We start from the raw sequence: 14861 nt of genomic DNA, 5'->3' as shown, positions 1-14861 counted from the left end.
CCTCATCGGGGCCCGGGGGGCGGGACGGCGATCCTGTCGGCCCCGCCGAAGCGGTAGACGAGGCTGGACAAGAGCCACGCCGCCGCGAAGAAGCCGACGATGCCGAAGCCGACCATGCCGAAATGGTCGTTCACGGAGCCGACCCAGCTCCAGAAGCTCCCCTGAAGGCCGAGCTTGTCGGCGATCAGGTTCAGCGCCTCCAGCGTGCCGATCAGCAGGGCGACCACCACCGAGATCGACGTGACGGTCAGGTTGTAGAGGAGCCGGCGCATCGGCCGCACGGTGGCCCAGCTGTAGGCGCCGAGCATCAACACGCCGTCGGCGGTGTCGATGAGGGCCATGCCGGCGGTGAACAGGGCGGGGAAGACCAGGACCGCCCACGGGTCGGCGCCCCGGCTCGCCTCGGCCGCCGACAGGCCGAACAGGCTCACCTCCGTGGCGGTGTCGAAGCCCAGGGCGAAGAGGAAGCCCAGCGGGTACATGTGCCAGGAGCGAGTGACGAGGTGGAACAGCGGGCGCAGGAGGCGGGCGAGGAAGCCCTGGCCGGCGAGCAACCCGTCGAGATCGGCCTCCTCGTAGCGGCCGGAGCGGCGCACCTGCCGGAAGCTGCGCCCGAGCCCGGCCAGCACCACGAGATTCGCTAGCCCGATGGCGATGAGGAATCCGGCCGAGACGCCGGTGCCGATCAGGTTGCCGATCTGCCGGAACCCGTCCGAGGCGCTGAGCAGGCTCGTGGTCGCTAGGGCGACGGCCGTGGCGGCGGCCACCACGACGGTGGAATGGCCGAGCGCGAACCAGAAGCCGACGGAGACCGGACGCTGGCCCGCATGGATCAGCTTGCGGGTGACGTTGTCGATGGCGGCGATGTGGTCGGGATCGACGGCGTGGCGCAGCCCGAAGACGTAGGCCAGGAGCGCCGTCGACAGCAGGGTGGGGCGACCGGCGAAGGCGCTCCATGCCCAGAGCCACGCCCCGGCATTGCCGGCCACCAGCAGCACGGCGAGGAGACCGATCCTCCGCTTGACGGAGCGGAATGGTTCGTGAGGCACAGGGGTCAAGGTCACGCGTCGCGGCTGAGGGAGGCGGCGCCGGAACCGTCGCCGCGCAGGTGGGGCGCCTGGACCTCGGCGGCCCGCCGCGCTGCCCGAAGGTAGCGGCCCCGGGGGCCGGGTCCAGGGGGAGGTTCATCTCCCGCCTCTGCGGCGCGCTTGGCTGCCACGAGCGCCGGGTCGCCCCAGGCGTCGAGGAGGCGCTGGAAGGCCTCGTGCCGCTCCCGGCTGAAGGGCATGGCCCGGCCGAGGGCATCCTTGCACGGATGGGGCGGGTGCAGGGCACCGCAGGGCACGAGGCCCGGAGGGATCGGCGCCGTGGCGGCGTGCGTACGCCCCGCCCGGAGGATCTCCGGCAGAAGATGCGTGCGCGGTCCGGCGGGCGTGCTCTCTCCCGGCCCCGGGATCGGCGCGAACACCTCGATCCGGCCGATGCGCGTGACGAAGACCCGGTGCGGGCTCGCGGCGGCGATGCGGGTCAGGAGGCTGGGGCCGGCGGCGAAGGGCGTTTGGCCGCACGCGGCGCGCAGGATCGCCAGGAGGTCCGGATCCGCCGAGCGGACGCAGACATCGACGGCCCGCAGGCCGAGCCCGAGGTCGAAGAGGATGGCGGCCCGGTCCCCGGTCCGGGCGGCCTGCGCATCCGGGCTGAGTTCCGTGACGACACCCCGCCCCGCCATGGCGCAGGCCCCTTCCGGCAGGCAGAGGGCGACGGCATGGTTCCAGCCCCCGGAGAAGGCCGTCTCGTAGGCGACGGGGCGCAGCGCACCGTCCGGCCTCAGGGCGATGGCCCCGCGCTCCGTGACCCACCCCCAACGACCGTCGGCCGGGGGGACGGCCAGTTCGTCCCCGTCCCGCCGGAACGTGGCGAGGGCGCCGAAGCTGCCGAGGCTCCAGCTCGTCCCGGGATCGTTCAGGGCCTGCCGAAGGAGGTCCGCGACCGCGCCGTCACAGCCCCGGAACGCCTGCCCGTCCATCACTCCTCCCGCGCCGTGTCCGGCACCGTACAGACAGACGGATTACTCCGCCGCCCGCCGGACCGGGGCGGCGGCCCCGCCGGTCTCGGCGTCGAGGTCGCGGTCCCGGGTTTCGGGAAGCATCAGCGCCGCGATGGTGCCGACGAGGCTGAAGGCGGCGAGGTAATAGGCCGGAGCCAAGCGGTCGCCCGTCGCGGTCACGAGCCAGTTGATCATGAAGTTCGTGCTGCCGCCGAAGATCGAGACGGAGAGGGCGTAGACCAGGGCGAGCCCGGTGCTGCGCACGGAGCGCGGCAGCGCCTCCGGGATGCCGACGATGATCGCGGCGGCGTTGATCGACGACAGGGCGGAGAGCAGGAAGGTGACCGCGTAGACGGCCGCCGGCCCCGGCGCCTGCAGCAGCCACACGAAGGCTGGGACCGCCAGGATCAGGATCGCCGCCCGCGGCCAGATCATCACCGGGCGCCGTCCGATCCGGTCGGCGAGCCAGCCGCCGAGGAGGGGAAAGCCCACGGAGGCGAGCCCCAGGGCGATGGGCACGGCCGTCGCCGCGGTCTCGCTGAGGCCGAGCGTCGCCCCGGCATAGACGGGCATGTTGGTGCCCACGGCGTTCGAGACCGTGGAGGCGGCGATGACCAGGAAGGTCAGCGCCAGGAGGCGCCCGTGGTCGCGCAGGAGCCGGCCGACGACTTCCCGCGCGGAGCCTGCGGCCTGCGGATCCTCGCCCTCACCGGCAGTCTCCGGCAGATGGCTGCGGATGACGAGGCCGACTGGCACCACAGTGAGGCCCAGGAGGAACATCACCCGCCAGCCCCATTCCGCCATGGCGGCGTCGCCGATGGTGAGCGCCAGGACCGTCGAGACGAGGCCGGCGAAGAGAGCGGCGCACCCCTGGCTGGCAATCTGCCAGCTGGCCACGAAGCCCCGGTGGCCGGGGGGCGCCGCCTCCAGCAGGTAGGCGGTCGAGGGACCGACCTCGCCGCCCAGGGCGAGGCCCTGGATCAGCCGCCCGGCGATGACGATCACCTGCGCCCAACCGCCGATCTGCGCATAGCTGGGGCAGGCAGCAAGGATGAGCATACCCAGCGCCATCAGGGCGATGGTGATGAGCATGGCGGGCTTGCGCCCCGTCCGGTCGGCGAGGGCACCGATCACCGCGCCGCCGATCGGCCGCATAACGTAGCCGACCCCGAACAGGGCAAGGGAGGCGAGCAGGCTGTGGCTCGCATCGGCGGAGGGAAAGAACGCCGCGCCGATGGGCTTGGCGAAGAAGGCGTAGACGGTAAAATCGTAGAATTCGAGGGCGTTGCCCAAGACGACCGCGCCGACCGACTTCCGGTCGAGGGTGGGGTGAGAGGGGGCGGCAGGTCTGGCTGATTCCATTCCGATGACGCTCCGGCCCTTGCTGGGGCGGACCCGGCGCGAAGGCGCCGTTCCCGCAGACGAGTGGGCCTGACCTAGGGCTTTCCTCGCCGGAAGGGGAGGGCGTTTTCGACCCGGCTCACAAGAAGCCAACGGGAGGCTGGACAGGAGCCCCGGCACTCACTATACCCCCGCCGTCCGCAGCCGAGATCGGCCCGCGACGACGCCCAGGTAGCTCAGTTGGTAGAGCATGCGACTGAAAATCGCAGTGTCGGTGGTTCGATTCCGCCCCTGGGCACCATCTTTCTGAGAAGCGCCTTCGCCTCAGTGAGCTAAATCGCACCCGCCTTTATTGCTGTCGCGGCCATTTCTGAGTGGCTTGTCGCAGGCGCGCTAATACGCCTGAATCCCGCAGTGGGTCGAACAATCTCGCCGATGGTTCGCCTCGCGGGTTCCGGTCGACCAGCGCCCGCTCGCCATCGCCTGCGGGTTCGCCGATATCTTCGATTGATCACATCAGCAAAGCCATTCGTGAGTTCGCCACGGATCTGCAGCGCCGACAAAACGTAAGGTTGCAACTAGGAAAATATAAATACTTCCAGGCGACTTTCTCCCGCGCGACAGGGGAGCGGGCGATGGTCGACTACGTTCTGGAGGGCCCGCGTTGGGGCAATGGCGCCCTCGGATCGAGTGGCGGAACCGTCACTTGGGCAGTCGACCCAACGGTTCCAGCCTCATTCGTCAGTGTGCTGCAGAGCGCCTTCGCAACCTGGGCGTCCTACGCCAATATTGCCTTCCAGAAGGTCGCGTCCACCGCGACAGCACAAATCGACTTCAACGTAGGAAGCATTGATGGCCTCGGGAACACCCTTGGCTACACGAATTATTCTTATAGCGGTCAGCATATGCAATCGGCCACGGTGACCTTCGACAGCGGCGAAGGTTGGCACACCAACGGCGTACACGTTGTCAGCAACCAGAACGTCGACCTCGCGGTGGTGGCACTGCACGAGATCGGACATAGCCTTGGGCTCGACCACTACAACGCCAAGCCCGAAGTGATGAATGCCTTCCTCGACCCCTCCGTGACGACCCTCGCTGCCGGCGACATCGCGGGGATCCAAGCTCTCTACGGCCCCGCAGTCACACCCACTCCCGCCACCGTCAGCACCGTCGCAGCCGCGACCCCCGCGACCCCCGCGACCCCCGCGACCAACGTCGCTAGCGCGACCCCTGCCGCAAGCGACGTCACCGCGGTCTACCGCTTCTACGACACCCAGACGGGCGACCATTTCTATACGACGAGTTCCGCCGAGAAGGCGCAGATCCAGCAGACGCTCCCGTGGTTCACCTATGAGGGCACTCCATGGGCGACGCCTACCAAAGGCGCCGACACCACCGACGTGTTCCGCTTCTTCGATACGAGTTCGAACGCCCACTTTTTCACGACGAGCGTGTCCGAGCGCGACCAGATCATGAAGACCGCGCCGAGCTTCAAGTATGAGGGCGTCGCCTTCGAAGCCTATGCCGACGCCAGCGCACCTGGAGCCCTGACCCTGGAGCGCTTCTATAACACCCAGACCGGTCAACATCATTTCGCGGGCAGCGCCGCGGAGGCCTCCGGCATCAACCACGGCGCTGCCGGCCCGGGCTGGGTCGACGAAGGCCCTGGCTTCACCGTCCATCTCGCCACGGACACCATGCTGTTTGCATGATGTCCGCGTCTCCTTACCGATGATAGGATTGTCGGAAAGTCCTCGCCCGGTGGTTCCCTGGCCTTCGAAACGGATGTTTGTCGGTACTTGATTGCGTCGTCCTCATGCGGGCAAAAGCCACTACATGCTAGCCTTTGCGGCATCCTGGTCGTCCGGATCGAATCATCGCGCCGGCCTAGAGGCGCAACTGCTCGAAGGGCGACGTCCGACCGTCGGCGGCATGGGTGTGCCGGTCGTAGCAGCGCACTGATCCGGCGCTGAAGGGCCCTCCGACCGAGAACCGTCAGCCGAGGAACCCGTTCGTGCCGCAGCCGATCACGATCTACATCGACGCCGACGCCTGTCCCGTGAAGAACGAGACCTACCGTGTCGCCGAACGCTACGGCCTCCCCGTGGTCGTGGTGGCCAACAGCCTCATTCCCGTCCCCCGGGAGCCCTGGATCGAGCGGGTGATCGTCTCGGACAGTTTCGATGCCGCCGACGACTGGATTGCCGAGCGGGTCGGGCCGGGCTCCATCGTCATCACCGCCGACGTCCCCCTCGCGAGCCGCTGCGTGAAAGCGGGGGCGAGCGTGCTCTCGCCCACCGGCAAGGCGTTCACGAACGCGTCAGTCGGGATGGCGCTGGCCACCCGCAACCTGATGCAGGAACTGCGCGAGGCCGGCACGGTGACCGGTGGCCCGCCGCCCTTCTCCGCGAAGGACCGCTCCGCCTTCCTCGGAGCCCTCGACCGGGCGGTGGTGCGGCTGCGGCGCGCGACGCCCGCCTGAAGCCCCCTGCCGCCCCATCCGCTGCCCCGGACATGCGGCCCTATGCGCCGCTGCGGCACGGAACCCGGTGCTCCCCTCAAAACTTACGGCGCTCGGAAGCATGGCTTCCGGATTTTCGCGCGGAGCGAGGCGTGACGGCCTGTCCCGCGCGATGCGCGGCGGGTTCAGGTTGGATCGGCGACGGTCCGCCCCCCTGTCGCCCACACGATGCACGGGGGATGGACCATGGAAACCTACAAGGACGCCCTTGCGGGCAAATGCCCGTTCGGCGGTGACCGCGTCGGCGGCACCTTCACGACACCGCCGACCCTGGAGGAATGGTATCCCGACCGCCTTCGCGTCGAGATGCTCCACCAGAACGGGCCGCAGGCGAACCCGCTCGCCGACTTCGATTACAAATCCGCGTTCGAGGCGATCGACTATCAGCAGCTCAAGGCCGACATCCGCTCGTTCCTGACGAGTTCGGTGGCGTGGTGGCCGTCCGACTACGGCAATTACGGCCCGCAGATGATCCGCATGGCGTGGCACTCCGCCGGCACCTACCGCATCGCCGACGGGCGCGGCGGCGCGGGCGAGGGCCTGCAGCGCTTCGCCCCGATCAGCTCGTGGTGGGACAACGGCAACACCGACAAGTCCCGCCGCCTGATCTGGCCGATCAAGCAGAAATACGGCAGCGCCCTGTCCTGGGCTGACCTGATGGTGCTCACCGGCACCGTCGCCCTGGAGATCATGGGCTTCCCGACCTACGGCTTCGCCGGCGGCCGGCGCGACGCCTGGGAGGCGGACAACGCCACCTACTGGGGACCGGAGCTGTGGGACCCGACCAACGTCGAGGCCTTCGACAGCATGGTCACCCGCGACAAGCGCTGGCGGGGCAAGAACGGCGATGCCGACTACGACCTAGAGAACCCGCTCGCGGCCTCCCACCAGGCGCTGATCTACGTGAACCCGGAAGGGCCCTACGCCAACGGCGACCCGATGGGCTCGGCCCGGGACATCCGCATCACCTTCACCCGCATGGCCATGAACGACGAGGAGACCGTCGCGCTGATCGCGGGCGGCCACGCCTTCGGCAAGAGCCACGGCATGGTCAAGGCGGACAAGGTCGGCCCGCCGCCGGAGATCGCCCCGATGGAGGCGATGGGGCTCGGCTGGCACAACCCGGAGGGCCCGGGCTTCGCCGAGTACACGATGACCAACGGCATCGAAGGGTCCTGGGTGCCGAACCCGACCCAGTGGGACAACGACTACCTGACGAACCTCTTCAAGTTCGAATGGAAGCAGACGAAGAGCCCCGCCGGTGCCCTGCAATGGGAGCCCGTCGATTCGGATGCCCCGCGCACGCCGGACGCGCACGTCCCCGGCCGGTCCCACCCGCTCATGATGATGACGAGCGACATCGCGCTCAAGACCGATCCGGTCTATCGCGAGATCTGCCTGAAGTTCCTCAACGACTTCGACTATTTCACCCTGCAGTTCTCCAAGGCGTGGTACAAGCTCACCCACCGGGACATGGGGCCGAAGGAGCGGTATGTCGGCCCTGAGAAGAAGCTCGAGGACGACCTGCTCTGGCAGGATCCGATCCCGCCGGTCGATCACCCGCTGATCGACGGGGCGGACATCGCCGCCCTCAAGGAGGAGATTCTGGGCAGCGGCCATTCGGTGTCGGACCTCGCCTTCGCGGCCTTCTCGTCTGCCTCGACCCACCGCAACACCGACAAGCGCGGCGGCGCCAACGGCGCCCGCATCGCGCTGGCCCCGCAGAAGGACTGGGCGGTGAACCGCCGGGCTATGCCGGTCATCGAGAGCCTCAAGGGCATTATGGCCGGGTTCAACGGCCGGGCGGGCGGCGGCAAAAAGGTGTCGCTGGCCGACCTGATCGTGCTCGGCGGCTGCGCGGCGGTGGAGAAGGCGGCCCGGGACGCGGGAGCTTCGGTCACGGTGCCCTTCGCGCCGGGGCGGATGGACACCACCGACGCGCTGACCGACGCGGACAGCTTCGAGTGGTTGAAGCCCATCGTCGATGGGTTCCGCAACTACGTGGACGACAGCTTCGGTCAGATCACGCAGGGCCGGGTCTCGCCGGAGCAGGTCTTCCTCGACCGGGCGCACCTCCTGGCCCTGACGGCCCCGGAATGGGTCGCCCTGACCGGGGGCCTTCGCGTCCTTAACCTCAACCACGACGGGTCGAACCACGGCATCTTCACCGACCGGGTGGGGGTGCTCACGAACGACTTCTTCACCGTGCTGACCAGCATGGACTACGAGTGGAAGAAGGCGGACGGGGCCGGGATGGCGTTCGCCCTCGAGGACCGCGCCACCGGGCAGACGAAGTACACCGCCACCCGCTGCGACCTCGTGTTCGGCTCGAACGCCCAGCTCCGGGCGGTGGCCGAGGTCTATGCCGGCGCGGACGGACAGGAGCGCTTCCTGCGCGACTTCGTGAAGGTCTGGGACAAGGTGATGACCCTCGACCGCTACGATCTGAAGGGCTGATCGCGGCGGGCCTCATCCCCTGAGACGACCAGCGGCAGCCGGGGTGACCCGGCTGCCGTTTTCGATTCGACAGCCTGCGGGCGATACGGGCGGCTGAACCGTCCGAAGGCGGCCCGCGTTATGGGGGCCGCACCAACGGGACGGCGGGGGACGGGCGAGCATGCGACAGGTGAAATTCAGGCTGATCGAGCCGGGCCTGCGCCCCCGGCGCACCCGCCTCGAGATCCCCGGTTGGGCCGGCAACCCGGAGCCCCGGGTGGACGGATCCCAGGAATATGCTTGGCACTGCCTTCCCTTCTCAGAGGCCGCCAAGGGGGGGATCGAGCTGTTCTACCCCTATGACGCCGAATTGCGTGTGAGCACCCGGGACGGGGAACTGGTGTTCGAGGGCGATCTCGGCGAGCCGCCGGAGCCGGGCCTGCAATGGCCGCCGTTCCGGAGCTTCGGCGACGCCTACTACACCTACCAGATCCTCATCGACCTGAAGGTGGACGAGGGCTGGGCGATCAAGACCGAGCCCCACCCGCGTTTCTACACCGACCGAACCGGGACGGTGCCCGTCGCGGTGCCCGCGCTCCTGCGGCACTGGTGGCCGATGATGTACTTCATGGTGTTCAAGGCCCCCGACGAGGGGCGCACCCACGTGTTCCGGCCGGGCGAGCCGTTCATGCAGGTCACCGTCGTGCCGGCCGAGGCCGATTTCGAGCTGGTGCCCATGTCCGAGGAGGAGGCCGCCGAGCGCGAGATGCAATCCCGGCGCATCTACGCGAGCCGGCACACCCTGTCGGCGGATTCGCAGTGGACCTCCGCGACCAACACCGTGTTCGACGGCACCTACCGGCGCATCCTCGGCGCCGCGAAGGGCCCCCGCTGAGGGAAGGCGGAGGGGGCATCCCCCCTCCGCCCGAGGCTGGTGGGTGGGAGGCTGCTCAGTAGCCGTAGGGGCGGAAGTAGCCGTGGTGATGGTGGTGGTGATACCGGCGGAAGAACCGGTGATGGTGGTGATGGTGGTGGTAGAACCGGCGATAGAACCGGTGATGATGGTGATGGTGGTGGTGATAATAGTACTGGGCCTCCTGGACCGTCGCCTCCCCCTCGGAGGCGGCCGGTAGCAGTTCGGCCTTGGCGAGATCAGCCTTGGCGGCCGCCTCGTCGGATTCCTTGAGGAGCGTCACCGCATCCGGGATGGGCTTGAGCAGGTCGGCGTAGCTCTCGGCCTGCATGGCCGCCTTCAGGCCGGTCGGCGCGGGCATGGCGGCCAGGGCCGGGTCGGCGGCGGCCAGGAGCGTGACGGCTCCGATCAGGCCTGCGACAGTCTTGTCCATTGGTGGGATCCTCCCAGGAACTGGGCATCCGGCCCCCTCCGGAAGGGAGGCTGCCTCGTGCGCGGCCTGAAACACCGGGCCCGGACGAAGCGTTCCGGCCGCCCCCGGCGGCGGGGGGTCACGCCCCCGTGAGAACGGCAAGCAACTTGCCAAGGGACGCCGGACGCCTTCCTCTTGGATGTCTTGCCGGGATGCCATGGACCTGCACACGATCGAGACGCTGATCCGGCTCCGCAGCAGGGCGGACCTGCCCGAGTGGCAGGACGGCGATGCGTGGCTCGCGGGGGGCACGTGGCTGTACTCGGAGCCGCAGCCGGCCCTGCGCCGCCTGATCGACCTCACAACCCTCGGCTGGGCACCCCACGAGGTCGGACGCAAGAGCCTGACCCTCTCGGCCACCTGCACCGTCGCCGCCCTGGAGCGGCTGGAGCTTCCCGGATCGTGGATCGCCGCCCCCCTGGTCGGCCAGTGCTGCCGGGCGCTGCTCGGGTCGTTCAAGGTGTGGAACGGAGCCACCGTCGGGGGCAACCTCTGCCTCGCGCTCCCGGCCGGCCCGATCATCGCCCTGGCCGCGGCACTGGAGGGCGAGTGCCTGCTCTGGGCGCCGGACGGGGGCGAGCGGCGGCTGCCGGTGACGGAGTTCGTCCGCGGGCCCCAAAGCACGGCCCTGGCCCCCGGCGAGATCCTGCGCAGCCTCACCCTGCCGGCCGCCGCCCTGTCCCGTCGGACGGCCTTCCGCCGGATCAGCCTCAGCCCCCACGGGCGCTCGGGCGCCCTGCTGATCGGCACCCGGGATGCGGACGGGAGCTTCGCCCTGACCGTCACCGCCGCCGTCAGACGCCCCCTGCGCCTCGCCTTCCCGCACCTGCCGGACCCGGACGCACTCCAGCAGGCGATCGCAGCGTCGATCCCCGCCGACCTGTACTACGACGATGTCCACGGCCGCCCGGATTGGCGGCGGCATGTGACCCGGCTTCTCGCGGGCGAGATCCGGGACGAGCTGGCGGAGATGCCTGCGTGAAGCTCACGGTCAACGGCCATCCCCACGAGGGAGCGCCCCGTCCCGGCCAGTGCCTGCGCACCTACCTGCGCGAAGCCGGCTGGTTCGGGGTCAAAAAGGGCTGCGACTCCGGCGATTGCGGCGCCTGCACGGTCCACCTCGACGGCGAGCCCGTGCATTCCTGCCTCGTCCCCGCCTTCCGGGCGCAGGGTAGGGCGGTCACGACCATCGAGGGCCTCTCCGGCCCCTGCCGCGGGGAGGGGCACCCCGCCTCCCACCCGATGCAGAAGGCCTTCCTCGCCGCGCAGGGCTTCCAGTGCGGCTTCTGCACCCCGGGCATGATCATGACCGCCGCCGCCCTCGACCAGGGACGTCGGCGGGACCTCGGCGAGGCCCTGAAGGGCAACCTCTGCCGCTGCACCGGCTACCGGGCGATCCGCGACGCCATCGCGGGCGTGCCGCCCGCCGCCGAGGTCCCGGGGGAGGGCGCCGTCGGCCGCAGCCTGCCGCCGCCCGCCGCGCCCCTCGTCGTCACGGGGTCGGCCCGTTTCACCTTCGACCTGCCGGAGGCTGGGGCGCTGCACCTCAAGGTGCTGCGCTCGCCCCATGCCCACGCCCGGATCCTCGCCATCGACACCGGCCCAGCCTATGCCGTCCCCGGCGTCGTGGTGGTGCTCACCCACGAGGACGCGCCCCCCGGCCGCTTCTCCACCGGCCGCCACGAGAATCCCCTGGACGACGCCGCGGATACGCGGGTCCTCGATCCCGTCCTGCGCTTCGTCGGGCAGCGGGTGGCGGCCGTCGTGGCCGAGACCGAGGCCGCCGCGGAAGCCGGATGCCGGGCGATCGCCGTCGCCTACGAGGTCCTGCCCGCCGTCCTCGATCCCGAGCGCGCCCTCCACCCCGATGCGCCCCGCCTCCACGACGGGCCGAACGTCGCGGCGGAGGTCCACGGGGAGGTCGGCGACGTCGCCGCCGGCCTCGCCGGGGCCGACATCGTCTACGAAGAGGTGTTTCGCACCCAACGCGTCCAGCACGCCGCCCTCGAAACCCACGGTTGCCTCGGCTGGCGAGACCCGGACGGACGCCTCACCCTGCGCTCCAGCACCCAGGTCCCGTTCCTGACCCGGGATGCCCTGTGCAGCCTGTTCGGCCTCGGGCGGGACGAGGTGCGCGTCCTCTGCGGACGGATGGGCGGCGGCTTCGGCGGCAAGCAGGAGATGCTGACGGAGGATCTGGTGGCGCTGGCCGTCCTCAAGACCGGCCGGCCGGTGAAGTGGGAGTTGACCCGGCAGGAGCAGTTCGCCGCCACCACCACCCGCCACCCAATGCGTGTGAAGGTGCGCCTCGGCGCCCGCCGGGACGGGCGGCTCACGGCCATCGCCCTCGACGTGCTGTCCGAGACGGGCGCCTACGGCAACCATGCCGGCGGGGTGCTCCATCACGGCTGTAACGAGGTTCTGGCCGCCTATTCCTGCCCCAACAAGCGGGTGGACGGGGTCGCCGTCTACACGAACACCCTCCCGGCCGGGGCCTTCCGCGGCTACGGCCTCAGCCAGACGATCTTCGCCCTCGAATCCGCCCTCGACGAGGTGGCGAGGCGCCTTTGTCTCGATCCCTTCGATCTCCGCCGGATCAACGCCGTGCGGCCCGGCGAGCCCCTCGTGGCCCACAGCCTCGCCCCCCACGACGTGGTGTTCGGCAGCTATGGCCTCGACCGCTGCCTCGACCTCGCGCAGGACGCGCTCGCCGCCGCTCCCGCCCCCCAGCCGGAGCCGGGATGGCGCATCGGCAGCGGTATGGCGATGGCCATGCTCGACACGACGCCCCCGAATGGCCATTTCGCCGACGCCGTCGCCGCCCTGCTGCCGGACGGCACCTACCGGGTCTGCGTCGGCACCGCCGAGTTCGGCAACGGCGCCGCGACGGTCCACCGCCAGTTCGCCGCAGAGGCGCTCAACGCCGACCCGGAGGCGGTGCAGGTCATAGGCGCCGACACCGATGCCGTCGGGCACGATACCGGGGCCTACGGCTCGACGGGCACCGTCGTCGCCGGAACCGCCGTGCTGCGGGCGTCAGAGGCGCTGGCGGAGGCGATCCGCGGGCGGGCGGCGGAGCGGCTCGGGGTTTCGCCGGGGGAATGCCGCCTCGTCGGCGGTGCCGTCGCGACGCCGGCCGGGAGCCTCGCCCTCCGGGCCCTGGCGCCCCTGGAGGCCCGGGGCCGGGCGGAGGGCACCCCGCGCTCGGTCGCCTTCAATGTGCAGGCCTTCCGGGTGGCGGTCCATCCGACGACCGGCCGGCTGCGGATCCTCACGAGCGTCCACGCCGCCGATGCCGGCGTGGTGGTGAACCCGGCCCAGTGCCGGGGGCAGGTCGAGGGCGGGGTGGCGCAGGCCATCGGCGCCGCGCTCTACGAGGATGTCCGCCTGGACGGCGACGGCCGGGTCGAGACCCAGAGCTTCCGCACCTACCACATCCCCGCCTGCGGCGACGTGCCGGACACGCAGGTGCTGTTCGCCGACACCCACGACACGGTGGGACCGCTCGGCGCCAAGCCCATGAGCGAGTCGCCCTTCAACCCCGTCGCGGCGGCTCTGGGCAACGCCATCCGCGACGCCACCGGCGCCCGGCTCACCGCGACGCCCTTCGCCCCCGATCGGATCTTTCGCGATCTGATGGCGGCCTGCGGGGAGATCCTGTGATGGATGCGCCGCGGCATCCGGTCCGTCCGGGCCTTCTCGAACGGGTCTTCCGCCTGTCCGAGCACGGAACGGATGTCCGCACGGAAGTACTCGCGGGCCTCACCACCTTCCTGACGATGGCCTACATCGTCTTCGTCAACCCGAGCATCCTCGCAGAGGCGGGGATGCCGAAGGGGGCGGTCTTCGTCGCCACCTGCTGCGTGGCCGCCATCGGCTCCGCCGTGATGGGCCTCTTCGCCAACTATCCCATCGCCCTGGCACCCGGGATGGGGCTCAACGCCTACTTCGCCTACGTGGTGGTCGGCCAGATGGGCTACCCCTGGCCGGCGGCCCTCGGGGCGGTCTTCGTATCGGGCCTGTGCTTCCTCGTCGTCACCCTGACGGGCCTGCGCCGGATCATCGTGGAGGGCATCCCCCCGTCCATGCGCATCGCCCTCACGGTGGGGATCGGCCTGTTCCTGGCCATCATCGCCCTGAAGAACGCGGGCGTGGTGGTGGCGAGCCCGGCGACCTTCGTCACCCTCGGCGACCTTCACAACCCCGGCACGGTGCTCGCCGTCATCGGCTTCCTGATGGTCGCCGTGCTCTCGGCGCGGCGGGTGAAGGCGGCCCTTCTGACCAGCATCCTCACCGTCACCGGGCTCAGCTTCGCGGTGGCCGGGAACACCTTCTCCGGCGTCGTTTCCCTGCCGCCGTCGCTGACGCCCACCCTGTTCGCCCTCGACGTGCCGGCGGCCCTGTCGGGCGGGCTCCTGAACGTGGTCCTGGTGCTGTTCCTGGTGGAACTGTTCGATGCCACCGGCACCCTGATGGGCGTGGCGAGCCGCGCGGGGCTCCTCGTCGAAGGCAGGATGGCCCGGCTGGACCGGGCGCTCATGGCCGATTCCTCGGCGATCTTCCTCGGCTCGCTCCTCGGCACGTCGAGCACCACCGCCTACTTGGAAAGCGCGGCGGGGGTGGAGGAGGGCGGCCGCACGGGGCTGACCGCGGCCACCGTCGCGGTGCTGTTCCTGGCCTGCCTGTTCTTCGCGCCGCTGGCCGGCTCGGTGCCCCCCTACGCCACGGCGCCGGCCCTGTTCTATGTCGCCTGCCTAATGCTTAGAGACCTTGTCGCCCTGGACTGGGACGATATCACCGAGGTGATCCCGGCCTGCGTCACGGCGCTGCTCATGCCCTTCACCTACTCCATCGCCACCGGAGTCTCCTTCGGCTTCATCACCTACGCGGTGCTCAAGCTTCTGAGCGGCCGGGCGCGGGAGGTGAAGCCCGTCGTCTGGGTGATCGCCGCGGTATTTCTAGCGAAGTTCATCGAAACCGGCGGGAGCCATTGAAGAACCTCGCCCAACCGCCCCGGCAAACTGCGTTTCTGCATCGCAATATGACGCGCTCGCGCCTGCGGGATAACTGAATACACCGTTCCGGAACGAAATCGGCAAAAGATCGATTGACAACGCCGCCCTTCGCA

At 69.9% G+C, this 14861-nt stretch carries 11 protein-coding genes and 1 tRNA gene; 8 read left to right on the top strand and 4 right to left on the bottom strand.

The window, feature by feature from the left end:
* Positions 1 to 2: 2 nt before the first annotated feature.
* The 3 genes from MFF22_RS21440 to MFF22_RS21430 are packed head-to-tail and all read right to left on the bottom strand — an operon-like array spanning position 3 to position 3409.
* Positions 3 to 1049: a HoxN/HupN/NixA family nickel/cobalt transporter gene (locus MFF22_RS21440; RefSeq protein WP_238252596.1), complete on the bottom strand. Its 1047-nt coding sequence runs from the start codon at positions 1047 to 1049 to the stop codon at positions 3 to 5.
* 11 nt (positions 1050 to 1060) lie between these two features.
* Positions 1061 to 2026, bottom strand: coding sequence for a DUF6925 family protein (locus tag MFF22_RS21435; protein ID WP_238252594.1), 966 nt, complete (start codon positions 2024 to 2026; stop codon positions 1061 to 1063).
* Positions 2027 to 2068: 42 nt separating this feature from the next.
* Entirely contained in the window at positions 2069 to 3409 is a 1341-nt protein-coding gene (locus MFF22_RS21430) for an MFS transporter (protein ID WP_238252592.1), read from the bottom strand.
* Positions 3410 to 3613: 204 nt separating this feature from the next.
* On the opposite strand from MFF22_RS21430, the gene MFF22_RS21425 reads away from it, so the two are divergent.
* The 5 genes from MFF22_RS21425 to MFF22_RS21405 all read left to right on the top strand — a co-directional run bounded on the left by MFF22_RS21425 (position 3614) and on the right by MFF22_RS21405 (position 9243).
* Positions 3614 to 3689 (top strand) — tRNA-Phe (locus tag MFF22_RS21425).
* A gap of 334 nt (positions 3690 to 4023) precedes the next feature.
* Positions 4024 to 5103: a matrixin family metalloprotease gene (locus MFF22_RS21420; protein ID WP_238252591.1), complete on the top strand. Its 1080-nt coding sequence runs from the start codon at positions 4024 to 4026 to the stop codon at positions 5101 to 5103.
* 302 nt (positions 5104 to 5405) lie between these two features.
* Entirely contained in the window at positions 5406 to 5873 is a 468-nt protein-coding gene (locus MFF22_RS21415) for a YaiI/YqxD family protein (protein WP_238252589.1), read from the top strand.
* Positions 5874 to 6098: 225 nt separating this feature from the next.
* Complete coding sequence (katG, locus tag MFF22_RS21410) at positions 6099 to 8369, top strand: catalase/peroxidase HPI (RefSeq protein WP_238252588.1); 2271 nt, start codon at positions 6099 to 6101, stop codon at positions 8367 to 8369.
* A gap of 160 nt (positions 8370 to 8529) precedes the next feature.
* Entirely contained in the window at positions 8530 to 9243 is a 714-nt protein-coding gene (locus MFF22_RS21405) for a hypothetical protein (RefSeq protein ID WP_238252580.1), read from the top strand.
* A 55-nt stretch (positions 9244 to 9298) separates the two neighbouring features.
* Here the strand turns inward: MFF22_RS21405 and MFF22_RS21400 are convergent, their stop codons facing one another.
* A complete protein-coding gene (locus tag MFF22_RS21400) occupies positions 9299 to 9694 on the bottom strand; it encodes a hypothetical protein (RefSeq protein ID WP_238252579.1) in 396 nt (131 codons plus the stop codon).
* Between the two features lie 196 nt (positions 9695 to 9890).
* On the opposite strand from MFF22_RS21400, the gene MFF22_RS21395 reads away from it, so the two are divergent.
* The 3 genes from MFF22_RS21395 to MFF22_RS21385 are packed head-to-tail and all read left to right on the top strand — an operon-like array spanning position 9891 to position 14727.
* On the top strand, positions 9891 to 10715 hold the full coding sequence (locus MFF22_RS21395; protein WP_238252578.1) for an FAD binding domain-containing protein: 825 nt from the start codon (positions 9891 to 9893) through the stop codon (positions 10713 to 10715).
* Positions 10712 to 13396: a molybdopterin-dependent oxidoreductase gene (locus MFF22_RS21390; RefSeq protein ID WP_238252577.1), complete on the top strand. Its 2685-nt coding sequence runs from the start codon at positions 10712 to 10714 to the stop codon at positions 13394 to 13396. Before MFF22_RS21395 ends, MFF22_RS21390 begins: the two co-directional genes overlap by 4 nt.
* On the top strand, positions 13396 to 14727 hold the full coding sequence (locus MFF22_RS21385) for an NCS2 family permease (protein WP_238252575.1): 1332 nt from the start codon (positions 13396 to 13398) through the stop codon (positions 14725 to 14727). The genes MFF22_RS21390 and MFF22_RS21385 overlap by 1 nt, the downstream gene beginning before the upstream one ends.
* Positions 14728 to 14861: the final 134 nt, after the last annotated feature.

Origin of the sequence: Methylobacterium persicinum (assembly GCF_022179525.1) — a bacterium.
In the GTDB taxonomy this organism is placed as follows: Bacteria; Pseudomonadota; Alphaproteobacteria; order Rhizobiales; family Beijerinckiaceae; genus Methylobacterium; species Methylobacterium persicinum.
This window is presented reverse-complemented; position numbering and strand designations above follow the sequence as displayed.

Excerpts from the sequence above, each read along its gene's own strand:
- MFF22_RS21435 (WP_238252594.1), bottom strand. The coding sequence starts at position 2,026 with ATGGACGGGCAGGCGTTCCGGGGCTGTGACGGCGCGGTCGCGGACCTC.
- MFF22_RS21430 (WP_238252592.1), bottom strand. The coding sequence starts at position 3,409 with ATGGAATCAGCCAGACCTGCCGCCCCCTCTCACCCCACCCTCGACCGG.
- MFF22_RS21420 (WP_238252591.1), top strand. The coding sequence starts at position 4,024 with ATGGTCGACTACGTTCTGGAGGGCCCGCGTTGGGGCAATGGCGCCCTC.
- katG (WP_238252588.1), top strand. The coding sequence starts at position 6,099 with ATGGAAACCTACAAGGACGCCCTTGCGGGCAAATGCCCGTTCGGCGGT.
- MFF22_RS21405 (WP_238252580.1), top strand. The coding sequence starts at position 8,530 with ATGCGACAGGTGAAATTCAGGCTGATCGAGCCGGGCCTGCGCCCCCGG.
- MFF22_RS21400 (WP_238252579.1), bottom strand. The coding sequence starts at position 9,694 with ATGGACAAGACTGTCGCAGGCCTGATCGGAGCCGTCACGCTCCTGGCC.
- MFF22_RS21395 (WP_238252578.1), top strand. The coding sequence starts at position 9,891 with ATGGACCTGCACACGATCGAGACGCTGATCCGGCTCCGCAGCAGGGCG.
- MFF22_RS21385 (WP_238252575.1), top strand. The coding sequence starts at position 13,396 with ATGGATGCGCCGCGGCATCCGGTCCGTCCGGGCCTTCTCGAACGGGTC.